Below are 23695 nucleotides of genomic sequence, written 5' to 3'. Positions count from 1 at the left end.
TGGCACTCCGAAGCCCACTTCCGCGCGCGCCGCCACCGGCTTGCACCACCCGCCGGCTCTCTGTAAGGCCGCAATTCGCGCGTACTCTTCTTCATCATCGTGAAAATGGATTTGGACTATTGTAGCTCATTTTTTCGAGGAAGGAAAGAGGGCATCTGCCGTTATTCCGTTGCAATCCCATTGCAATCCCGGTGCTATTCGGTCACGACTCCGTTGTTGTTAACCTTTTGCAATCCCGTTCCAATCCAATTGCCATCCCATTGCAATCCCGGTGCTATTCAGTCACGATTCCGTTGTTAACCTTTTGCTATTCCGCTACTATTCCGTTGTCGTCCCGTTGCTATTCCACCGCCGCGGCCCGCCAATAACGCTGCTGTAAAATTTTACTGGCAACCCGCCGAAAATAAATTACACTAGGACTAATCGCCCATGGGCCTGTCAACCGTGCATATCTTACAATCGCGAATGATTGTCGTAGAAACGCACATACTTCCCCATTTTTATTGTTGGTATATTGAAGGAAAGCCGGAGGTGTTATGACTGATGAAGCGGGGGATCCGCAATCCGCTGGCGAGAATGAACGTCAGGCAGCAGATGATCCTGCTGTTTCTGGTTCTCGTCATTCCCGTGTTTATTCTGAACGGGTACGGCAACAACAGGGCGGGCCAGATTTTAAAACGCCATGTAACCAATGCTTATATAGAGCTGAACAAGCAAAATTTCAAACTGATCAGCCGCGATATTGAAACCGTTAACAAGGTGACGGCGACGGTGTTTCAGAATTCGGTGGTCCAGCAGCTGGATACAACGGGGAAGGACACGGTGCTGCAGCGGGTGAAAACCTACGAGAAGCTGGAGCGCATGCTGAGCTCATACTCGCAGGAGAGCGATGAGCGGGAGCCGCTGTACTATTCGCTGTACGTGTACGATCCCGGCAACCATTACTTTTTTGCCCCTTATTATCCGGAGTCCAAAAAGTCGGGGGTCTATTTCTTTTCGAACGAGGCCGAGAAGCCGGAATGGTTTGACGAAGCGGTAGCCCGTAAAGGGAACGGCTATTTGCGGCTAACCGATCATTTATCCCCGCCGGCGAAGGGGCAGTATGACCAGAAGACGCTCGGCTATGTCCGCGCGATCAACAACATTGATCAGGGCGGTACGATCGGCGTGCTGATGGTAACGAACGTGGACGCGCGGATCGGCGAATCGCTGAAGACCGTGTCGCTGCCGGAAGGCGAGCTGTATTTTACCGATTGGAACAATCACATTCTGACCTCCACCCAGCCGGATGCCGAGGGCGTGCTCAGCCTTCCTCCCGAAGTGGAGCCGGGGAATTCACCCATAGGCGTCAAGGACGTCATTACGAAGGATTTTATCTATGTCGTGGATTATAACTACGTGCTCCAGCAGAAGCTGGTGTACAAAGTGCCGGTCAAAGCGCTCCTGCAGCAGCAGGACGAAATGAAGCATGTCATCCAGATCATCTCGGTCGCGTATTTCGCCGCAGGTCTGATCATCATTTTATATTTCTGGCGGTCCTTGATGACCCCGCTGCAGAAGCTGGTCACCTTCGTCCGGCGTTATGAGCCGGGGAATGCCGTGCCCGAAACGCCGCACCGGAAGCGTAACGATGAGGTCAGCGTGCTGATCTCCACCATTTACGAAATGGCCCGGCGCCTGAACGATCTGATTCATTACAAATACGACATGGATTTAAAGCAAAAGGAAGCGCAGCTGTCGCTGTTGTACCAGCAGATCAACCCGCATTTGCTGTACAACACGCTGGAGAGCATCTACTGGAAAAGCAAGATGGAAGGCAACCACGTGTCGGCCGAGATGATCAAGGACCTGTCCAAGCTGATGAAAATCAGCCTGAGCCGCGGGAGGGAGCTAATTACGCTTGGGGAGGAGCTGGAGCATGCGACCGCCTATATCAAGCTGCAGCAGAACCGATACGATTATGTGTTCCAGGTGGACATCGACGTCCCGGAATCGCTGCACCCGTTCAGCATTCCGAAAATTACGATGCAGCCTTTGATCGAAAACGGAATCATTCACGGCATTAAAAATATGGGGGAGGACGGCGAAATCCGCATCGAAGCAGAGGCGTCCGGGGGCATCCTGCGCATCCGCATCTCCGATAATGGCTACAAACCGGTGGACATCGAAGCCATCAACCGGAACTTGAACAGTGAAACAAATGATCCTTCGACCGGTTACGGGGTCCGGAACATCCATCAGCGGATTCAGCTTCACTACGGCAAGGAGTACGGCCTTGTCTACAGCGTCCGCCCGGGCGGTGGCACGCTGGTCACGATCACGCTTCCCGCCGAAAAGGCAGGCGGTTCATGACAAACAAGGTATAAACAAGCTACATACAAGGGGGAGCATCCATGTTCAATATTTTGGTCGTCGACGACGAGCCGCTCATCTGCAAAGGATTAGCCGGGCTGTTGAGCGCATCGGGCCTCGACATCGGTCAAGTCTACACGGCGGGCAGCGGCCATGAGGCGCTCGATATCGTCCGGATGGAGGAGGTCGACCTGCTCGTCACCGACATTCAGATGGGGGAGATGAACGGAATCGAGCTGATGCACCAGGCGAAAATCATCAAGCCGTGGGTGCAGACGATTATTATTTCAGCGCATGAAACGTTCCAGTACGCGCAAAGCGCGATCCGGCTCGGAGCCAAGGACTATTTGCTGAAGCCGCTGAACAGCGAGCAGTTTCTGGACTCCGTCGGCAGCGTGCTGCTCAAGATGGATAAACGGATACCGCAGGTGAATGAGCTTTTGACCGCGACGCAAGAGGATTTTCGCATGGAGGAGCCCGGGCCCCGCAAGAACGAGCTTCTGAACCGGCTGCTGTCGGAAGAAGCGGGCCACGAATCGGGGGATCTTGAGACGGGCGGTGAATATGGTGAGCTTGGGCTGAAGGGTCCGTATTTTGCCGTTATGAAAATAAGGCTGGACCTTTCCTCTGGCAGCCCGACCTATACCGACAGGGATCGGCGGCTTCTCCGGTATGCCTCGCTCAATATTGTGAAGGAGCTGCTCGATCAGGAATGGGATGCGCTTCTGTTTTACTCGCCGGATGACGACATCCATGCGATTATCCAGTGGAGCGAGGCGGCGAATGCCGAAACCGGCGAGAACAAGCTCAGCCAGCTCGAAATGGCCGGCCGCAGCGTGTACCATCATATCCGCAAATATTTGAAGCTGGAATGTACAGTCGCCATCAGTCAGATCCTGAAGGGCATTCCTTTTCTTTCCGTACTCGGCCGCCAGGTCGATAAAGCGATACTGTGGAGCCGGCACTACCCGGACTACCACGTGTTTTATTACGGGGACTTCAATTGGCATAACTACGCTGAAGATCCGTCTGCAGAAGAGCTGTCGACGCAGAGCAACCGGATTGTGGAGAGCACGAGGCGCTATATCGAAGAGAACTACAGCCAGAAGGGGCTGACCATTCATGAGGTGGCGAAGAAGAATCATGTCAGTCCGAACTATTTGAGCTACCTGTTTAAGAAAATTACCGGGCATAACCTGTGGGAGTACGTCATCAAGCTGCGGATGGAGGAGAGCCGCCACCTGCTTCAGAACACGGACCTGCGCCGCTATGAAATCGCCGAGCGGGTGGGGTACGAGTCGCCGGAGCATTTCAGCAAAATATTCAAAAAGTATTTCGGCATGAGCCCGAGCGAGATGAAGAAGTAAGAACAGCCATCATTTCCATAGAACTAGACATGTGCGCGGGCAGCCCGCTTTTCTACAATTATCCTAAGAAACATTAGAGGAAAGAGGGAGACAGATGGGGGAACCCGCTACAGCTATGTTAAAGCCGGAAGCGAAGAGCGAGCCGGCGGGCAGACGAACGAGCAGGTGGAAAAAGCATCTTTGGGGATACCTGTTCATCCTGCCGGCCATTGTCATTTTCATTTTGTTTTTGTGGGTGCCGATTATCAAAGGAGCGGTGTACAGCTTCTTTACGATTGATTTCGTCAAAGGCAACACCTTTGTCGGTTTCGATAATTACGCCAGGGTGCTGCACGACCCCGATGTGTGGACAGCCGTTAAAAATACGCTGTATTACATGTTTTTAACGGTCATTATCGGCTTCTGGGTGCCGATTGTGGCGTCGATTGCGATTTCGGAGCTGCGGTTTTTTCAGGGCTTTGCCCGGATTGCCGCTTACCTGCCGTTTGTAGTGCCGGGCGTTGTGCTGTACGGCATGTGGCGGTGGATGTATGACCCGGTCGGTCCGATCAATGGGCTGCTCAGCAGCTTCGGTGTGGAACCGGTGTCCTTTATCTCCGACGGGCGATGGTCCATGATCTCGATCGTGTTCATGGAGACGTGGCAGCAGTTCGGATCCGCGATGCTGATCTATTTGGCCGGCGTGCTCAGCATTCCGAGAGACTGGTATGAAGCCGCCGAGATCGACGGGGCCGGCGTCTGGAACCGGATCCGCTACATTACGATCCCTTCCATACGGAATCTGATCGTGCTGATGTTTATCCTGCAAATCATCGGGACGTCCCAAGCCTACCAGTCCCAGCTCGCGCTGCTTGACGGGGGACCGAACAACACGACGCTGACTTATGCGCTGCTTATCGTGAAGTACGCGTTCAACCAGCTGGATTACGGCTCGGCGACAGCCCTGGGCATGCTGATGTTTATCGTACTCAGCCTGCTCGGACTGCTTCAATTCAAGATGAACAAGGAGGATTACTAGATGAGCCAGCATGACAGAGGAATCCTTTCTTCTTCCGATTTGAGGAAGCCGCTGAACAAAGTGGTGTACGGCATCATGGTGCTTGGCATCGCAGTGATGGTCGTCACGATGCTGTACCCGATTCTGATGACGATGTTTAACGGTCTGAAGACGAACCAGGAAGTGAACTCGTTCCCGCCGCATTTCTTTCCGCAAACGTGGAATTGGGACAATTTCTCGGAAGGCTGGGATTATGTCAACCTGCCAATGTTTTTGAAGAACACGATCTTGATCTTCGTCGGCAATCTGCTGATGACTGTGCTGGTGCTTGGCCTGGCCTCGTTCAGCATCTCGAAGCTGAATGTGCCGTTCCGCAGGGGAATTTACTTTTTCATCCTGATGACCTTGTTTATCCCGGCGTCGAGCTATATCATTCCGAACTTTGTTAATTTGAAGGAGCTGGGCCTGCTCAATACGTACTGGGCATTCTGGCTGCCTGCCGGGGCCAGCGCCTACTATTTTCTGCTGATGAAAAATTTCTTCGACGGCATTCATCCGGAGATCTTCGAAGCGGCCCGCATCGACGGAGCGTCCGAGCTCACAAGCTACGTCCGGATTGCCGTTCCTTTGTCCGTGCCGATCTTCGCTACACTGGCCATCTTTATCTTTTCCACGGCATGGAACGACTGGTTCTGGCCGTCGCTCGTGATGCACAGTGAGGAAAAGTATACGCTGGCCACGGCGATCTACAAATACGTCATCAACGCACGGAGCATGGACAATAACATCAAATTCACGATTTTGTTCATGGTCATGATCCCGCCGATCTTCGTATTCCTCGTGTTCCAGAGGTTCATTATGCGGAGCGTCAGTTTGTCGGCGGTCAAAGGATGACCGGCAACCATCGTAGGCATGCACATGAAGGGCATACGATTACACATCGATTGATGAACCATCCTCTTTTATGATGAGAGGGTAAACCATACCATTTGACGAAAAGGGGAGTTTCAATGCGTAAGTTTTCCATGGTGCTGATGTGCCTCCTGCTGTCGGCCTCGGTGCTTGCGGCTTGCAGCGGCGGCAGCAAAACGGCCGGCGGCGACAATCAGGGCGGCGGGTCCGATGGATCCGGGGGAACGACGGCGACGACGGATGCGGGGAAATCGGAGGACGATATTACCCAGAAGAAAATCACGATCAAAATCCACTATCCGCTTCCGGACCAAAAAGATCTGCGGGAGCAGGAAGACGACAAGATCAAACGGTTCACCGAGAAGTATCCGAACGTGACGATCGTGAAGGACGACTGGCAGTACAGCGTCAACGAAATCGGCATCAAAATGGCTTCGAACGAAGCCCCGACATTCTACAACACGTTTGCGACCGAAGCGCAAATGCTGGTGGAACGCGGCTGGGTCGCGGATATCTCGGACCTGTACAACAAGTGGGAATACAAGGACGAAATGAATCCGCTGCTGCAAAACCAGTTCATGGTGGACGGCAAGGTCTACGGCGTTACCCAGAACGGGTACATCACGTCGACCATGATCAACAAAGCGCTGCTTGACGCCAAGCAGGTTCCGGTGCCGCCATTGGACTGGACGTGGGACGATATGTACAACACGGCCAAAGGCGCCGCTGATGTGAAGAAGGGCATCTCCGGCATTGCGCCGATGGGGAAAGGCAATGAAGCCGGATGGAACTGGACGAACTTCTTGTTCGAAGCGGGCGGGGAAATCCAGAAGGTGGAGAACGGGAAATATACGGCGGCGTTCAATTCGGATGCCGGTGTGAAGGCGCTCGATTTCTATAAAAAGCTGAGATGGGAAGCAAACGCCATTCCGAAGGATTGGGCTCTCGGCTGGAGCGATGCCCTGAACGCGTTCCAGCAGGGACGGACGGCGATGGTCATCGCAGGCGCGTATGACGTCATTGACGCCGCGCTCAACCAGGGCGGGCTGAAGCCGGAGAACGTGCTGGCCTATCCGATGCCGGCGGCCGAGAAAGGCGGCAAGCATTACGGTATTCTCGGCGGCAACTATCTCGTCATTAATCCGAACGCCACCAAGGATGAGCAGGAAATGGCGTTCCGCTACATCACGTTCGACTATTTTACGGATAAAGGGCTGGAAGCGCTCGAGGGCAACATTCAGGAGCGTAAGTCCAACAATAAATATTTCGTGCCGGCGCCGCTGAACTACTTCAAGGACGATTCGGAGTACGGTAAAAAGGTGGCCGCGATTTACGACAAGTACGACAACGTGTACAAATACGATCCGAACCTGTTCGGACTGCTGGACGGCAAGCCTGAAGCCCAGTACGGCACCCAGGATTACTATGGTGCGATGTCCAACGTCGTACAGGAGCTGTTCTCGAAGAAAGACACGGACTCCAAGAAACAGCTGGACGACGCGGCCAAACTGGTGCAAACCAAGTTTTTCGATGAGATCAAGCCTCAGCAGTAAGGAAGCGGACGGCCGGAATTGTGGCCAGATGTTAGCTTAGAGGTACTTATCATAAATACAAAAAAGACCCTGCCCCCGGCTGAACAGCCGCAGGCAGGGTCTTTCGTTATGATCGGGGTGGATTCCAGGCCTCCCCGGATCCTCTCTTACTTGCTGATCTCCTTGAAGGAGGCATCTGCCGCTTCCAGCGTCGCGTCGATGTCCGCTTCGGTATGGGCCGTGGTCAGGAACCAGGCCTCGTATTTGGACGGCGCGAGATTGATATTACGGTTTAGCATGGCGCGGAAGAAGGCGGCGAAAGCTTCACCGTCCGTATCCTGCGCTTCGTCGTAGTTGGTCACCGGATGGTCGCAGAAATGCGTGGACAGCGACCCGCGGATGCGGTTGATCGTCAGCGGCATGCCGTAGCGGCCGGCCGATGCCTGCAGTCCGTCCGCGAGCTTCGCAGCGAGCCGGTCCATCTCTTCATAGACGCCTTCGCCTTGAAGCACTTCAAGGCAGGCGATGCCCGCAGAGATGGAGGCCGGGTTGCCCGCCATCGTGCCGGCCTGGTAGGCCGGGCCGAGCGGCGCGACCTGCTCCATCACTTCCTTGGAGCCGCCGTAGGCTCCGATCGGCAGCCCGCCGCCGATGATTTTGCCGAGGGCGGTCAGATCCGGCCGGATCGCGTCATGGTTCTGCAGGCCCGCAAAGGTTTGCGTGCTGCCGTAGTGGAAGCGGAAGGCCGTGATCACCTCGTCATAGATGACGAGGGAGCCGTTGTCACGAGCCATGCGGCAGAGGCCCTCGAGGAAGCCCTCCTTCGGCATAACCATGCCGAAGTTGCCGACGATCGGCTCGACCATGACGGCCGCCACGTCGTCGCCCCATTTTGCCAGCGCCGCCTGAAGGGCGTCGAGGTCATTATAAGGCACGGTAATGACCTCGTGCGCAATGCTCGTCGGGATGCCGGCGCTGTCCGGTATGCCGAGCGTGGAAGGGCCCGAGCCAGCCGCCACGAGCACGAGGTCCGAATGGCCGTGATAGCATCCGGCGAACTTGATGATCTTGTTGCGCTTCGTATAGGCACGCGCGACGCGGATCGTCGTCATGACGGCCTCGGTGCCGGAGTTGACGAAGCGGACCTTGTCCATCGACGGGATCGCTTCCTTCAGCATCCGGGCGAGCTGGATTTCAAGCTGCGTCGGCGTTCCGTACAAGGTGCCGTTCTGAGCGGCACGCGTAATGGCTTCCGTGATATGCGGGTGGGCGTGCCCGGTAATGATCGGGCCGTAAGCGGCGAGGTAGTCGATATAACGGTTGTCGTCCTCATCCCAGAAGTAGGCTCCGTTCGCCCGTTTCATAAAGACGGGCGCCCCGCCGCCAACCGCCTTAAACGAGCGGGAGGGGCTGTTGACGCCGCCGACGATGTGCTGCAGTGCTTCCTGATATAATTGTTCGGAACGTGTTCGATTCATGACGGATAACTTCCTTTCTCAAATAAAAAGCAGGCGGGCTGCCTAGTTGCTGCTGCCCGTACTGCCGTTCTCCCCGGTCTCGCCGGAGGTTGTTGAATTGGTATTGGTTGGGGTGCCTGTTTTGCCTTCGCTGGATACCGGCACCGTCTCCGGCTTGTTCATAATGTCCTGGATATACTGCTTCAGCTTGCTTTCGCTGGAAACGGTCAGGACGGAAGCACTGCCGATCTTTTCCTCTTTCAGCAGCTTCATCGGCGGAATTTGCTCGCTGCCGGCCATTTGACTCTGGTAACCGACTGTCGCCAGCTTCCACATGTCATTGACGGACAGGTTCGTATCTATATATGGGCTGACCTGCTCCAAAATGTTCGGCAGCTTCATGATGGACGTCGTGGACTGCATTTTTTGGGCGACCGCCTTCAGGAAGGCCCGCTGCCGCTCCGTCCGCGTGAAGTCCGATGTTGCGTCATGACGGAAACGGACGTACTGCAGAGCTGTTGTGCCGTCGAGATGCTGCTGGCCCTTTTTCAGGTCGATATCGTATTCATGGTTGTCCGCGTTGCTCGGATAATACATATCCTTCTCCACGTAGAAATCTACGCCGCCGACGGCGTCCACCAGCTTGATGAATCCTTGAAAGTCCGTATAGACATAATACTGGATAGGAATGCCAAGCAGATCACCGACTGCCTTCATTGCCGTATTCGGTCCATGGGTAATCGCTGTATTGATGCGGTCTTGGCCGTGTTCGGGAATGTCGGTGTACGTGTCGCGGAGGATCGAAAAGACATTGATGCGCTTCTTGACGGGATCCAGGGAGGCGACCATCATGCTGTCAGACCTGGGAACTTCACCTTCCTTGATGCCGCGGGCGTCCACGCCCATCAGCAGGATGTTGACCGGTTCGGTGCCTTCCCATTTGGGAGGATCGGGAACTTTGACTTCGACGGGGGTAACCGATTTAAAAGGAGAGTTTTCGGCGGACTTCTGCAATCCCTGCAGGCCATTATAAATTGATGCGAAATAATAGACCGCATAACCGATGATGGCTAATACGATAATGGCTATAATCCATAATATTGTTTTTTTCCTTGGAGTCATTCCTTTTCTTCCTTTCGCTATCCTGTTGAAGGAGAGTGCTTGTCTTCGACATGTTCAGACATTTGTAGAGTAAGGATTCATTTATTATAATTTTTTTTGACAATACAATCAATTTTACATTCTGGAAAGCATTTCACCAAGATAAAATGAACGAAAGTGTTCAATTTATATAGATGCAGTGCTTGGCCTCTGAAAGGAGAAAGTGATACATATGACACAATTTGCAGTTGGAGACATCGTTCCCGATTTTACCCTTCCGGCTTCTACAGGGGAGGAGATCACCCTCAGCAGCTTTAGGGGACGCAAGGTGGTGCTGTATTTTTATCCGAAGGACAATACACCTGCGTGCACGCAGGAAGCCTGCGATTTCCGCGACGCACTTCCTCAGATTGAAGCGAAAGGCGCGGTCGTGCTTGGGATTAGCCCGGACGAGCTTAAATCCCATGGCAAATTTGCCGAAAAATACAGCCTGCCGTTTCCTTTGCTGTCCGACAAGGACCATCATGTGAGCGAATTGTACGGCGTATGGCAGCTGAAGAAAATGTACGGGCGCGAGTTCTGGGGCGTCGTCCGTTCGACGTTCCTGATCGATGAAGAGGGAAGGCTCATCAAGGAATGGCGGAAGCTCCGGGTGGCGGGCCATGCCGGCGACGTCGTGTCAGTCCTTTAATTTTATGTAGCTCGCCGTACAAATATTAAAACGCATGATCATATCTATAGGAAGTAAAGCATTGAATAGGAGCTGGGCTTCCCGGAATGGTTCGGGGGCCCAGTTTTGGTCTGCAGCCGCTCCGAGTACCGCTCTTCTAATGAAAGCGATTCCGGTAAATTTCAGGGATATTTTTGAAAATGAATTGCAAAAATATATGTAAATTTATTCTTATGTTTTTATTGACACGTAAACATGTTGGTTTTAAAATAATTCGTATGCGAAATATTAAGAGATGGAAATAGAAACAGGGTGAAGAATGATTTTGGGTCCTCAAGAAGAAATTCTCGAACTGTTGTACTCTTTTCGCCAGGTCAATCTCACGTTTTACCAAATCTTCTGGAAGCATGCCGATGCTCTTGAGACCACCTGGATTCAATATCTTGTCCTGCACACGCTCCGCGAGCATCCGGACATCGGACTCTCCGAGCTGGCAGATTTAATTCTTATGGGGAACAGCGCCACCAGCGGGGTTGTCAATCGGCTCGTCAAGGCCGGGCTCGTTGAACGCAGACGGCTCCAGACGGACCGGCGGTCGATCGCGCTGCGGATAACTGAGAAGGGAGATGAACTTAGACAGCAGACCGAGCAAGTCAGCATGGGCTGCCTGCTGCCTCTTTTACAGATCAAACAGGAGGACAGAAGCCATTTACTAGCGACACACCAGCAAATTATTCAGATTTTCAGCCAAAAGGGAGAGAGAGAAAGTAATTATGAATAGCAGTCAAGCTCAATCTATGGAGCATATCCGGAAAGGGCCGATCATTGCCGCACTGCTCCTCGGCGCATTCGTGGCATTTTTGAATCAGACCTTGATGAATATCGCCCTGCCCAAAATTATGGATGATTTGGGCATTCAGCCGACGACAGGCCAATGGCTTACGACCGGCTTCATGCTGGTTAACGGCGTATTGATTCCAGTATCGGCATTTTTGATCGCGCGGTTTACAACCCGCCAGCTGTTTATTTCGGCGATGACGATGTTTTCGCTGGGAACGCTGATATGCGCGATATCACCCAATTTTGGGATACTTATGACCGGACGCGTCATTCAGGCGGCTGGCGCAGGCATTCTGATGCCGCTGATGACCGTCGTGTTCCTGAACATTTTCCCGATCGAAAAACGGGGCTCTGCGATGGGCATGATGGGGATCGCCATGATCCTGGCTCCGGCTATCGGACCGACATTGTCGGGGTACATCGTTGAACATCACTCCTGGCGGGTTCTGTTCTACATCATCCTGCCGGTAGCGATCATCGCCACATTAATCGGCGTATTTTTCTTGAAGAACGTAACGAGCGTGACCAAACCGAAATTCGACTTCCTGTCGGTGGTTCTGTCGACCATCGGCTTCGGCGGCCTGCTCTATGGCTTCAGTGACGCGGGTACCGACGGATGGGGAAGCGCGACCGTTATTGCCACGCTGATAGTCGGCGCGGTAGGTCTGATTCTCTTTGTATGGCGCCAGCTCGTATCCAAGATGCCGATGCTGGAGTTCCGGATTTTCAAATACAACATGTTTACGCTGACGACGATCATTAACGTCATTATCACGATGGCGTTGTACGCGGGCATGATCCTAATGCCGATCTTCCTGCAGAACATCCGCGGCTTCACGCCGCTCGAATCGGGCCTCATGATGCTGCCCGGCGCGATTCTGATGGGGATCATGTCGCCGATTACCGGTGCGGTCTTTGATAAAATCGGGGCAAGATGGCTGGCCGTCGTCGGTTTGATCATCACGGTGATCATGACTTATGAATTCAGCCGTTTGACCGTTGAAACATCGTACACTCATCTGATCGTCATTTACACGATTCGGATGTTCGGTATGTCGATGCTGATGATGCCGATCCAGACTGCAGGCCTCAACCAGCTGCCGCGGAACATGAATGCTCACGGTACGGCGATGTCCAATACGCTGCGTACCATTTCGGGCTCGATCGGTACGGCGATCCTGGTGACGGTCATGACCAATGAAACGAAGAGTCATGTCAAGGACGTCCTTGCCGGGGGTACGGTCAATCCGGCCGACAAAGCCGCTATGGCGAAGCTGACCGCCGATTCGATGGTTCACGGCATTAACTATGCGTTCATCGTTGCAACTTGGCTGAGTGTCGCCGCGCTGGCTCTCGCTTTCTTCATCAAGAGAACGAAGCCGCACACCGAGCTCAAGAACGAGCTTCAAGGACAAAGCGTCAGCACCGCAAACGCGGAGGGTTAATGAACTTATATTTTTAGGATGTAAAAGAAAAGACGCGCACTGCATTTCATGCAGCGTGCGTCTTTTTTATTTGTGGCAACGAGGCAGGGGAAGCGCCACTGGACGGAGCTCATCGCTTCCTCGCCGTGGCCGTTCACTGTCCCGGCATGTCAGCTGACATGCAGTTTGGACAGCAGCGAGCGCATTTTTTTGCGGTAACGGTAGAGAAGAAACCCGACAACAGTGATAATGACGGCGCCGACGATCCAGAAGGAGTACTTTTCCACCAGGTGAAAAGCGAACTTCCACTGCGGCCCGAATATTTTGCCGATGCTGATAAACAGGATGACCCAGAGCAGCGCGCCGCTGTACGCGAACAACGCGAATTTGCGGAAGGGCAGGGCGATCATGCCGGCGAAGTAGCCGGTAAAATGGCGGACGCCGGGGATGAAATATCCGATAAAGACCAGGCTTTGCCCGTATTTGTTAAACCAGCGGCTGGCCCGTTCCAGTTTATGCTCGGAGAGCAGGAACCATTTGCCGTAGCGCTGGAGAAAAGGAAGGCCTGCCTTGAGGCCGATGAAGTATGTAATGGTCATCCCCAGGGTCGTTCCGGCAAACGCAACGATCAGCAGCCACCCGTAATGAAGCATGCCGTCGTAAGACAGGAAGCCCGCATAGGCCATCGTCGTCTCACCTGGGAAGGGGAGAGCGATAAATTCCAATGCCAGTCCGAGAAACAGCACGAGGTAGCCGTATTGCTCGAACATCAAATGTATCCATTTTAACAATTCCAAAAGGTTTTCACTCCAATTCAGGTCGGGCCCCTAAGATCAAACAACCGGACTCCAGCCGGATTACATCCGGAAGCAAGGATGATTAAGCTCTTGAAAGATTCGGCTTTCCTTAAGTCTATTTCCACTTCTCTCACCATATAATCTACCAGAAAGCAGAACTCATAGAAATAGTGGAGGTAGAAGGTACATGGTGAAGAAGACATTCAGCGTTGTTCTGGGATCGATCGGGGTCGTTTTGGCGGTGATAGCTATCATATTCTGCGCAAGCGTCCGGGAAGGGCGAACCTTGCTTCAGCCTTTGACGCCCTTGGTTCAGAATGCGGTCAAGACGGCTCCGGGCATTGAAGCTGCAAGGGAAAAGAGTTCTGCTGTCATCGGACGGCAAACCGATCCGGTCCATGTGGGCCAAGCGGGGCTGCTTGCCTCCAATACGACGAAGAAACCCGCTCCGGTCAGCCCCAAAACGGTGTATCTGACCTTTGACGACGGCCCCAGCGATTTAACGGGCGAGGTGCTGGATATTTTAAAGAAAAACAAGATTGGTGCAACCTTCTTTGTTCTCGGTGAGCAGGTAAAGAAATATCCGCAGCTCATTTCGCGGATCTACGAGGAAGGTCATGCCATCGGCAATCATACATATGACCATAATTATACCGAACTCTATCAATCTTTTCCTGCGTTCTGGGACCAAATCAAAGATACCGAAGAGGAGATACGCCTGATCACGGGAGAAAGGCCGCAGCTGGTCAGGGCCCCCGGGGGGACGGCCGGGCATTTTGACGACACGTACTTTAAACTGCTGCAGCAGGCAGGGTACGTCGTGACGGATTGGAACGTGGACAGCGGCGATTCCAAGCGGCGTAATGTCCCGGCTGCGGAGATCGTGAAGGGTGCCACGTCGGACGTCCCGGGAGGCAAGGTAGTTCTTCTCATGCATGACGGTCCCGGCCATTCGGAAAGCGTGAAGGCCCTCCCGCAAATTATTAGCTGGTACAAGGCCCGCGGATATCAGTTCGGTGTGTTGTCACCGCAAGACCCGCCGGTTCAATTTAAAGTGAATGCCACAGCCCGCGGACTGAAGCGAAGCGCGCCAAGCGCCGCCTGGATTCAGTCGCATGTCGCGCAGAACGCTGCATTGTTCGAGCCTGGCAAACCGCTCCGCCTGGATGTCGGCGGGCTCGAGACCACGCTGGATACCGGCGAGTACAGCATCGTTGACGGACATTACATGGTGCCTTTGCGCGCGCTGACCGAGCGGATTGGGGGCAGTACGGCCTGGGATTCGGCCGGAGCGGCCTGGGTCGCGTCCTTGTCGGCGGACGCCGCGGTTTCGCTGCGGATCCATGCGGAAACGGGCAGGCTTGAGGCGTTGGAGGGCAATCAGGTGATCTCTAGGGCGACGCTGCAGGTGCTGACGGTCAATGGATCGCTGTGGGTGCCTCTGCGCAGCTTGTTTGAAGCTTCCGGATATGCCGGAATCACGGCATCGGTTAATGAAGAGGAGCGTCGGGTCACGGTATTTTAACGGTCTGGATGCCCAATGGAGCGAATCTACGATTTTTGCAGAGGGTTTCGTCACTCTTAAAAAATGAGCCGGTGCGGCAGGTCTACTTCCTTTTCTACATGGAGAGAATATTGATAGATTCCCTGTTTTGAGGGGAACAAGCCATGATTGGAAACGGAGGTTGTTACTTTGTCGACTCCATCGGTGTTTCATGATGATGTTGCCCCGGAATTATTGAACCGCGTCTTATCGCGCGTCGGATCCGTTATCGTCGGTAAAGAAAAGGAAATACGCCTTGCCCTAATATCCATGCTAAGCGGCGGCCACATTCTGCTGGAGGATGTTCCGGGGGTAGGCAAAACAATGCTGGTCCGGGCCATCGCCGCTTGCCTTGGCTGCACGTTCGGCCGGATCCAGTTCACATACGATTTGATGCCCGGCGACGTAACGGGCACATCAATATACCATCCGCACAGCGGCAGCTTCGAGTTCCGGCCCGGACCGGTTCTCTCCAATATCGTGCTGGCGGACGAAATTAACCGGGCTTCGCCCCGGACCCAATCCGCCCTGCTTGAGGCGATGGAAGAGCGGAAGGTGACCGTGGACGGCACCACCTATCCGCTTCCGCGCCCGTTCCTGCTGCTGGCGACGCAAAACCCGCTGCATTTCGAAGGGACTTACCGCCTGCCTGAGGCGCAGATGGACCGGTTCATGATGCGGCTGAGCCTGGGGTATCCGGAGCCGGCCCAGGAGGTGGAGCTGCTAACGCGAATGCAGCTGGAGCATCCGTTGGACGCCATAAAGCCGGTCATGCTGGCGGAAGAAATGGCGAACATGCAGCGCGCCGTCCGCGGCGTCTTCGTTGACGAGTCCATTAAGCTGGCCCTCGTCCAGGTGGCCGACACCTCGCGCCGCCATCCGAACGTCCAGCTCGGCATCAGCCCGCGGGGGACGCTGGCCTGGATGAACGCATCCCAGGCTTCGGCCTACATGGCCGGCCGCTCTTATGTCATCCCGGACGACATCAAGGATACTGCTGTGCCGGTCCTCGCCCACCGGCTGATGCTGAACCATGCCGCGCTTCTTGCGGGGGCCAGCGGCGAGGAGCTGGTCCGGGAGCTGCTGCAGCAGCTGGTGCTGCCCGTTCACTCCCGCAAAGGAGGCCGCTTATGATGCGGCGGGTCCTCGAATGGGGGATCGGGCTTGCCGTGCTGGGCGGTCTGGTGGCCATGTACCGGCTGCACGGAGGCAAGGCCTTATGGTTCATGATATTTGTGACCTGCCTGGTGCTGGCCGGCGGCATGCTGGTTCAGCTGCTCGGTCCCCGGCAAATCCGGGTGGAACGATGCTTGCCCCAAAGCCTGGTTCCGTCGGGAGAGGCCGTGCCCGTGACCATGCGGATTCATTTCCGCTCACCGCTGCCCCTCCCCTGGATGGCTGTGGAGGATTATTATACCGGCGGGAGCTTCCGGCGCGTGCTCTTTCCGGGATTTCGGCGCTCTTTAACGTATCGCTATGAGATTCCCGCTCTTCCGCGGGGGCATTACGGGTTTGAAGCCTGTGCGCTGGAATGGGGCGGCTTGTTCGGCTGGTTCCAGGGAAGGAAGGTCGTAAAGGGAGAAGGCCGGTTTATCGTGCTGCCGGAGCCGCTCCCCGTCGGACAGGAATGCCGGCCGGCGGCTTCGCTGTCTTACAGCGAAGAGACCAGTCTCCGGCCTCCCCGGTTTGCGGACGGCATGAAGGGAATGGAGGTGCGGGAATACGTTCCGGGGGATCCGCCGAACCGTATCCATTGGAAGCACCTCGCCCGGTGGGGCAGCCTGCATACGAGCCTGCCGGAGGAGGCGCAGCAGTCCTCTTACGCAGTCATGATCGACCGCTCCTTCAGCGGCTATATGCCGGCCGGCGCCCGGGCAGGCGACGTCAGCGGCGAGGCCGCGCAGCGGGGGTTCGAGACCGCAGTTTCGACGGCGGCAGGGCTGCTCATTGAAGCCGGGCGTGCCGGCGAGAAGGTGGTGCTGCTCAGCTCCGGGTTTCGTGCCGATGTGCCGGGAGAAGCCGGAGGACCCGGCCCGGCGTTAAGGCAGGAGACCGGGCAAGAGATCACCGGCATGCTCGTAGCCTTGTCGGGACTGACGTTGGCCGGCGGCATGCCGCTGCCTGCACAGCTTCAGGAAGCTGCCGGGAACTTGAAGGGCAAAAGAACGGCAGTCGTCACCGGCTATCTGACCGACGAGCTGCTCCGCGCCGTATCCGGGATCATCTCCTCCGGGGGATATGTGGATATCTATTGCGCAGGCGCTGCGGAAAGAAACGACAGCAGCGATTCGGCATCGTACGCTGCGGCGATCCACGACCCCGGCCTGTTCCGCCGGGCGGCGCTGCTTTCGCGTCTGGGGGCCGGTGTTTTTATCGTGCACGGCGGCCGTGTATCCCGCGTCGGTCACGTGGAGTCGAACTTCCCCGGAGAGGGGGCGGTATAGATGGAGGAGCGTACGGATCCGCTTCTGTACAGACTCATCATCTCTCTGCCCTTTATGGGGCTGTTCGCCGAATGGCTCATTCCGCTCCGGCCGCTGACGGGTTCCACGGACGACGGATTTATGACGACGCTGTTGTGGCTGACAGCGCTTCTGCTGCTGTGGGGAACCCTGCTGACGAGGTGGACGTTTACCCTCCCGGTGTACTTCGTGCTGGTCGGGGCCGCTTGGTTTAACGTTTCCGGAGAGGGCCAGCCCTTTAGCTGGCTGATTTCCTGGATATCGCAATGCCGCGATGATATTCTGCTGCTGCTGTCCACCGGGCACTTTGCCGAGACCAGCTCTGAGACCCGGACGCTGGTTTTGATCGTCGGCTGGTCCTTATTGGTTTATTCCGTGCAATCGCTCGCCCTGTCGCGGCGCAGCATTTTTTTGTTCGCCGCGGCCACCCTGCTCTACCTGATATGCCTTGAGACGCTGCTTGGCATCCATATTTATGCCGATATGATCCGCACCTGCGGTTTGCTGCTGCTGCTTCAAGGGATGCTGCATCTGTCCGGACTGCGCGAGAGCGATACATCGGGGAGGTTTAGCGGCAAGGTGTACGGCACCTGGATCGTGTCGCTCAGCCTGCTGTCCCTCCTGGTCCTCGGCGGCAGCTGGGGGCTGGGATATGCGGCTGAGGCCAAGCCTCCGGGGAGGTTATCCTTGGAGCAGGCAGCCGGCCGGCTGGAATCCTGGATCCGGGACAATTACGGCGACGCCTCAGCCACAGCCGTGACGGGCTACAACCTGAGCGGGGACGATCAGGACATGGGAATGCCCCTGAGCCAAGGCGGGCGGCTCTATTTTGAAGCGGAGAGCCCCGTCCCTACATATTGGCGCGGGGAAACGCTCAGCCTCTATGATGGCCGCAAATGGACCGGTCAGGAGGCCGATTCCCGCACCCTGTTCATTCCGGGCGCGGTCCGGCCTGAAGGCTCGGACCCGGATGCAGAGGAGCCGGCAGCTCCGATGGCCGAGTACCGGACCGTTACCCAGCAAATCATGTTCAGCCGGCCCATGACCGAGAGCTTCCCTCTCTTTGCAGGCGGCCCCATCGCCGAGGTGCTCGACCTGGAGTCGAGCCGGAAATCGGTGTCCCTGACCGTGATCGCCGACGAAGATGCGGGAACGGTCAAGGTGCCGCTGATTTCGGGCGTGCCAGAAGTGAACGGCTACCGGATCAAGGCGGACATTCCCGCCGTGGATCCGCAGCTGCTGCGGGAAGAGACGGGAGCGGATCCGGCGCGGGTGAAGGACGAATACCTTCAGCTGCCGGACAAGCTGCCCGAACGCGTGAAGCAGCTGGCGGACCGGATTACGTCGGCGTCGCTCACACGATATGACGCGGTCGTCGCGGTGGAGGACTATTTGAAAACCTACTACGCCTACACGATGGATACCCGCGTCCCGCCCCAAGGCGAGGATTTTGTGGATGACTTCCTGTTTACGACAAGGAAAGGATACTGCAACCACTTTTCGACCGCCATGGCGGTGCTGCTGCGAAGCGAGGGAATTCCAACAAGGTATGTCAGGGGATTTGCCCCGGGAAAAGAGGACAGCGGCCACCCGGGACGCTATCAAATCAGCGAAGGCGACGCTCACGCCTGGGTCGAAGTATATTTCCCCGGCTCCGGCTGGATTCCGTTCGACCCGACGCCTGGATTTGCGCTGCCTTCCGACAGTGGAACGGTCCAGGCACAGGACGTCCATTCAGGGGGGACCTGGGATTGGGTTCACGCCGCCCTCCAGTTGAAGAACATCACGCTCGGGATCGCGTCTTTTATTGCCAAGCATGTGTGGATCGCGGTTGGAGCGGCTGCCACCACTTTGTTGCTGGCCGCCGCCGTCCGCTGCGCCTGGATGTATCGCGGCCTGATTTGGCTGTGGTGCCTGGTGTATTTATCGCGGCGGACCTTTCCGGGCAAGGAGCAGCTGCTCCGGGCCGCGCTTCCGGCCTGGAAGGGCATTACCCGCCGCTATGGCTCGGCTCTGCCGGGGGCCACCGTTCGGGAATACGTGCAGTCCCTACAGGTAGATGATGAAATGATGCGCAAAGAAATGTACGATTTTGCCGCGGAATGGGAAAAGATAGCTTATGGTCAGGTTCCCGTAAGCCGCAGTCAAGGGAGCGCTTTCCTGCGAAGATGCCTTTTGATCGCCGGCAGGCTGGCATAACTTAGGTGCTGCGGCTTCCTTGACGGTATGAATTATCGTTGCGTATAATTGATTTCATTAATTGAGGGAGGCACGGTAATGAATAAGCCAAATGAAATCATCGTTGTCCTCGATTTCGGGGGACAATATAATCAATTAATCGCAAGACGCATCCGCGATCTGGGAGTATATAGCGAGCTCTTGCCTTTTAACACGCCGATCGAGAAGATCCGGGAGCTGAACCCGAAGGGTATCGTGTTCTCCGGCGGACCGCTCAGCGTGTATGCGGAAGACGCACCCCATGTGGACCCGGCTGTGTACGATTTGGGGCTGCCGATCTTCGGCATTTGCTACGGCATGCAGATGATGGCGCAGCAGCTCGGCGGCAAAGTGGAGCGTGCGCACAAGCGCGAGTACGGAAAAGCAGAGCTTGAGTTTAAACCGGACACGACGCTTACCCAAGGATTGGACAACCGTCAGGTCGTATGGATGAGCCACGGGGACCATGTTGTTGAGCTTCCGTCCGGCTTCCAGCTCGACGCGGGTACGGAGTCGGCTCCAATCGCGGCGATGAGCCATGGCGAGAAGAAGCTGTACGCGGTGCAGTTCCATCCGGAAGTACGCCACTCCGTGAACGGCAACGAAATGATCCGCAACTTCCTTTATGAAGTTTGCGGCTGTGAGGGTAACTGGACGATGGAATCCTTTATTGAGGATCAGGTTCGTGAAATCCGCGAAACCGTCGGTGACCAGAAAGTGCTGTGCGCGCTGAGCGGCGGCGTGGATTCCTCTGTCGTTGCGATGCTGATTCACAAGGCGATCGGCGATCAGCTGACCTGTATGTTTATCGACCACGGCCTGCTGCGCAAAGGCGAAGCCGAGAGCGTAATGGATACCTTTGTAGGCAAATTCGATATGAAGGTTGTCAAAATCGACGCCCGCGAGCGTTTCTTGTCCAAGCTGGCCGGCGTGGACGATCCCGAGCAAAAACGGAAAATCATCGGCAACGAATTCATTTACGTGTTTGAGGAAGAGTCTGCGCGTTTTGACGACTTTGCCTTCCTGGCGCAAGGAACACTGTACACGGATATCGTCGAGAGCGGAACGGCAACGGCTCAGACGATCAAGTCGCATCATAACGTGGGTGGCCTTCCGGAGGATATGAAATTTAAGCTGATCGAGCCGCTCAAAACGCTGTTTAAGGACGAAGTCCGCAAAGTTGGCGAGGAATGCGGTCTGCCTGAAGAAATCGTTTATCGCCAGCCTTTCCCGGGTCCGGGCCTTGCGATCCGCGTGCTGGGCGAAGTGACGGAAGAGAAGCTGACGATCGTTCGGGATTCCGACTACATTTTGCGCGAAGAAATTGCCAAAGCCGGGCTTGACCGGGAAATTTGGCAGTACTTCACGGCTCTGCCGAACATGAAGAGTGTGGGCGTCATGGGTGACGCACGTACGTATTCGTACACCGTCGGCATCCGCGCGGTAACTTCGATCGACGGCATGACCGCCGACTGGGCCCGCATTCCGTGGGACGTATTGGAGAAAATCTCGGTGCGTATCGTCAACGAGGTGGAGAACGTTAACCGCATCGTGTACGATATTACCTCCAAGCCTCCGGCCACGATCGAGTGGGAGTAAGGTTAATCGTTAGGTTCAAGATCCGTATCTGCTTAGGCAGGTGCGGGTCTTTTTTTTGTTTTCTACATAATTTCCGGGTCGATTCCAAAAGCTAAGCCCTAGTTAGAAAAAATGTTCTGGGTAAAGCGCCATTGCTCCATGGGAGAAATATGTAAATTTCCGAACATTGAATCATGTCACACTCTCGATTATTCGTTTTTTCTGTTGACAAGTGAAGCTTGTCTCCATACAATGAATGATGTGAGAAACGACATATGTTCTTTCGTATAATCCCGGGAATTGGCCCGGGAGTCTCTACGAGATCACCGTAATGATCTGGCTACGAATTTAGAAGAGATGATGTCCAACTCGCAGCGCAGCTTGCCTTGACCATGGTAAGTCCAAGCTGATGCTGGCGGGATATCTCTTTCTTTCATTCATAATGTCCGGTGGTCGCTTTGCGGTCTGCCGGGCTTTTTTGTCGTTCTGACTCAAATTTCTAAGGGGGATTATTTGAAAATGGAACGGTTCTTTAAATTAAAGGAACGCGGCACAAATGTAAAAACAGAAATGATCGCCGGTCTCACGACGTTTATGGCGATGGCGTACATCCTGTTCGTCAACAATCTGTTTCTCGGGCCGGACGGTGCGGGTATCCCTCATGAAGGCGTGTTTTTCGCCACCGCAGTCGGCGCGGGCCTCGTTACCATTCTGATGGGATTGTTTGTCAATATCCCGATCGCCTTGGCGCCGGGTATGGGTCTGAACGCATATTTTATGACCGTCGTGCTTGGATCCAATGGTCAAATTACCTGGCAGGCTGCTTTGGGCGCCGTATTTATTTCGGGTATTATTTTTATCATTCTGACGGTAACGCGCGTCCGGCAAATGCTGATGGTCGCCGTTCCGAAAAACATTAAAACCGCTATTACGGTTGGTATCGGCTTGTTCGTTTCCATCATCGGCTTTAAGCTCGCCAACCTGATCTCGATCACCGTGAACGCCGGTACCGATATCAGCAAGCCGATAGGCGGCGGAAGCTTCAACCTGGCACTAAGCGATTTCTTTACACATAAAGATGCGCTGCTTGCTTTGATCGGACTTTTGATTATCGCCATTCTGATGGTCCTGAAAGTAAGAGGGGCACTCCTGATCGGCATTATCGTAACGACGCTGATCGGCATTCCAATGGGCGTGACGGACCTCAGCGGCTTGTCCCATGCCAACTGGCTGCCTTCGTTCTCCAACCTGGCCGTCGGGGATCTCGATCTGAAGGGTGCGCTGCACATCGGATTGTTCGATATCGTCTTTATATTCACGTTCGTGGAGCTGTTTGACACCTTTGGAACACTCGTGGGTACGACGACCCGGATGGGCATCATGAAGGATAAAGAGAAAGGCGAGAAAATCGTCGGTAAAGCGATGCTCGTCGATGCGGTCGGCGTCAGCGCCGGTGCCGTTCTGGGTACGAGCACGATCACTTCTTTCGTGGAAAGCACGGCAGGCGTTGAGGAAGGCGGACGCACAGGCTTGACGGCCATCACGACAGGCGTTCTGTTCCTGCTGTCCCTGTTCATCGCTCCGCTCGCGCTGGTGGTTCCATCGGCAGCTACCGCGCCGGCACTGATCATCGTCGGGGTGCTGATGATGAGCCAGGTTCGCCACATCGAGTGGGACGACTTTTTTGAAGCTTTCCCGGCTTTCCTGACGATCGTCCTGATGCCGTTCTCCGGCGGGATCGCCAACGGGATTTCGGCAGGGATCCTGTCCTATGTGATACTTGCGGTTTTCGCCAACATCTTCGGCAAGCGCAAAGAGAAAGTTCACTGGCTGATGTGGGTGCTGGCCATCATCGTGGTGTGCCGGTTCGCATTCCTCGGTGCCGAGTAAGTTAAGGAATTGATGAGCTGAATGACTTGCCCTTGTCCGCTATGGAGCGGATGGGGGCTTTTTTACTTTTGGCAAAATTGAAAGGTATCTATTATATACCGCAAAGAAATGTGTGGATGTTGGGAATATATAATGTTGTAGAAAAGGAATGCTATGTGGATCCCTGTTGCTCGAGCGAGCAGGCGCACTCTGATAAGGAGGGAAGTTACTCTAACCATTAAGACGTGCTTGGAGACAGGGTAGACGATTTGATAGTATATATGAAGGTTATGCATGGTTTGCAGCGTGCAACGAATAGAACCAGAGGGAATGGAATAAATGGGGAAACAAATTTTTTGTCGAAAAAGCTTGCAATAGAATTATAAACATGGTATATTCTAATTCCGGCCAAGAAAACATCGCTTTAAGCGTTGGACAGCAAGCCTGAAAAAAAGATTTAAAAAAAGAGCTTGCAAAACTAAGTCGGACTTGATATAATATAAGAGTTGCTGCTGAAACACTGAGTGGTAACGAAACGAAGTTTGATCTTTGAAAACTGAACAACGAGTGAGTATAA

General features: G+C 54.9%; 17 protein-coding genes, 1 riboswitch and 1 other annotated feature (1 of these 19 cut by a window edge). Of the genes, 14 read left to right on the top strand and 3 right to left on the bottom strand.

The window, feature by feature from the left end; all coding sequences use genetic code 11:
- Positions 1-107, bottom strand: a binding site (T-box leader); it reaches 204 nt to the left of the window's first position.
- A gap of 436 nt (positions 108-543) precedes the next feature.
- The 5 genes from IAE55_RS32555 to IAE55_RS32535 all read left to right on the top strand — a co-directional run bounded on the left by IAE55_RS32555 (position 544) and on the right by IAE55_RS32535 (position 7181).
- The gene (locus IAE55_RS32555) at positions 544-2352 is read left to right on the top strand and encodes a sensor histidine kinase (protein ID WP_200634875.1); all 1809 of its coding nucleotides are present in this window, start codon (positions 544-546) and stop codon (positions 2350-2352) included.
- Between the two features lie 41 nt (positions 2353-2393).
- A complete protein-coding gene (locus tag IAE55_RS32550) occupies positions 2394-3719 on the top strand; it encodes a response regulator transcription factor (RefSeq protein ID WP_200634874.1) in 1326 nt (441 codons plus the stop codon).
- Positions 3720-3834: 115 nt separating this feature from the next.
- On the top strand, positions 3835-4737 hold the full coding sequence (locus IAE55_RS32545; protein ID WP_240913475.1) for a carbohydrate ABC transporter permease: 903 nt from the start codon (positions 3835-3837) through the stop codon (positions 4735-4737).
- Positions 4738-5610, top strand: a complete 873-nt coding sequence (locus IAE55_RS32540; protein ID WP_200634873.1) for a carbohydrate ABC transporter permease — start codon at positions 4738-4740, stop codon at positions 5608-5610.
- A gap of 116 nt (positions 5611-5726) precedes the next feature.
- Positions 5727-7181 (top strand): ABC transporter substrate-binding protein, encoded by a 1455-nt coding sequence (locus IAE55_RS32535; RefSeq protein WP_200634872.1) that lies wholly within the window; start codon positions 5727-5729, stop codon positions 7179-7181.
- 146 nt (positions 7182-7327) lie between these two features.
- Here IAE55_RS32535 and IAE55_RS32530 read toward each other — a convergent pair whose 3' ends face one another.
- Together IAE55_RS32530 and IAE55_RS32525 are read right to left on the bottom strand one after the other, a co-directional pair.
- Positions 7328-8638 carry a glutamate-1-semialdehyde 2,1-aminomutase gene (locus IAE55_RS32530; protein ID WP_200634871.1) on the bottom strand — a complete coding sequence of 437 codons (1311 nt, stop codon included), beginning with the start codon at positions 8636-8638 and terminating at the stop codon, positions 7328-7330.
- A gap of 42 nt (positions 8639-8680) precedes the next feature.
- Complete coding sequence (locus IAE55_RS32525; RefSeq protein WP_105444320.1) at positions 8681-9739, bottom strand: LCP family protein; 1059 nt, start codon at positions 9737-9739, stop codon at positions 8681-8683.
- Between the two features lie 211 nt (positions 9740-9950).
- On the opposite strand from IAE55_RS32525, the gene bcp reads away from it, so the two are divergent.
- The 3 genes from bcp (at position 9951) to IAE55_RS32510 (ending at position 12673) form a co-directional block, all read left to right on the top strand.
- Positions 9951-10409 (top strand): thioredoxin-dependent thiol peroxidase, encoded by a 459-nt coding sequence (bcp, locus tag IAE55_RS32520; protein WP_145026461.1) that lies wholly within the window; start codon positions 9951-9953, stop codon positions 10407-10409.
- A gap of 304 nt (positions 10410-10713) precedes the next feature.
- Positions 10714-11169, top strand: coding sequence for a MarR family winged helix-turn-helix transcriptional regulator (locus IAE55_RS32515; RefSeq protein ID WP_181909255.1), 456 nt, complete (start codon positions 10714-10716; stop codon positions 11167-11169).
- Positions 11162-12673, top strand: coding sequence for a DHA2 family efflux MFS transporter permease subunit (locus IAE55_RS32510; protein ID WP_145949966.1), 1512 nt, complete (start codon positions 11162-11164; stop codon positions 12671-12673). The genes IAE55_RS32515 and IAE55_RS32510 overlap by 8 nt, the downstream gene beginning before the upstream one ends.
- Before the next feature lie 149 nt (positions 12674-12822).
- Here IAE55_RS32510 and IAE55_RS32505 read toward each other — a convergent pair whose 3' ends face one another.
- Positions 12823-13449, bottom strand: coding sequence for a DedA family protein (locus IAE55_RS32505; RefSeq protein WP_200634870.1), 627 nt, complete (start codon positions 13447-13449; stop codon positions 12823-12825).
- Between the two features lie 187 nt (positions 13450-13636).
- On the opposite strand from IAE55_RS32505, the gene IAE55_RS32500 reads away from it, so the two are divergent.
- From IAE55_RS32500 to IAE55_RS32475, 6 genes are all read left to right on the top strand, one after another.
- Entirely contained in the window at positions 13637-14974 is a 1338-nt protein-coding gene (locus tag IAE55_RS32500; RefSeq protein ID WP_200634869.1) for a polysaccharide deacetylase, read from the top strand.
- 168 nt (positions 14975-15142) lie between these two features.
- Positions 15143-16126 (top strand): AAA family ATPase, encoded by a 984-nt coding sequence (locus tag IAE55_RS32495; protein WP_234490028.1) that lies wholly within the window; start codon positions 15143-15145, stop codon positions 16124-16126.
- Complete coding sequence (locus IAE55_RS32490) at positions 16123-17436, top strand: DUF58 domain-containing protein (RefSeq protein WP_200634868.1); 1314 nt, start codon at positions 16123-16125, stop codon at positions 17434-17436. Before IAE55_RS32495 ends, IAE55_RS32490 begins: the two co-directional genes overlap by 4 nt.
- Positions 17437-19653, top strand: coding sequence for a transglutaminase-like domain-containing protein (locus IAE55_RS32485; RefSeq protein ID WP_200634867.1), 2217 nt, complete (start codon positions 17437-17439; stop codon positions 19651-19653).
- Between the two features lie 78 nt (positions 19654-19731).
- The gene (gene guaA, locus IAE55_RS32480) at positions 19732-21270 is read left to right on the top strand and encodes a glutamine-hydrolyzing GMP synthase (protein ID WP_145949970.1); all 1539 of its coding nucleotides are present in this window, start codon (positions 19732-19734) and stop codon (positions 21268-21270) included.
- Between the two features lie 242 nt (positions 21271-21512).
- A riboswitch (purine riboswitch) is annotated at positions 21513-21612 on the top strand.
- Between the two features lie 156 nt (positions 21613-21768).
- On the top strand, positions 21769-23139 hold the full coding sequence (locus IAE55_RS32475; protein WP_105444312.1) for an NCS2 family permease: 1371 nt from the start codon (positions 21769-21771) through the stop codon (positions 23137-23139).
- The last annotated feature ends 556 nt before the right edge of the window (positions 23140-23695 follow it).

Origin of the sequence: Paenibacillus sp. S28, from assembly GCF_016624415.1 — a bacterium.
Lineage (GTDB): Bacteria > Bacillota > Bacilli > Paenibacillales > Paenibacillaceae > Paenibacillus_AQ > Paenibacillus_AQ favisporus.
The sequence above is the reverse complement of the archived record's forward strand: the minus strand, read 5'-3'. Positions and strand labels throughout refer to the sequence as shown.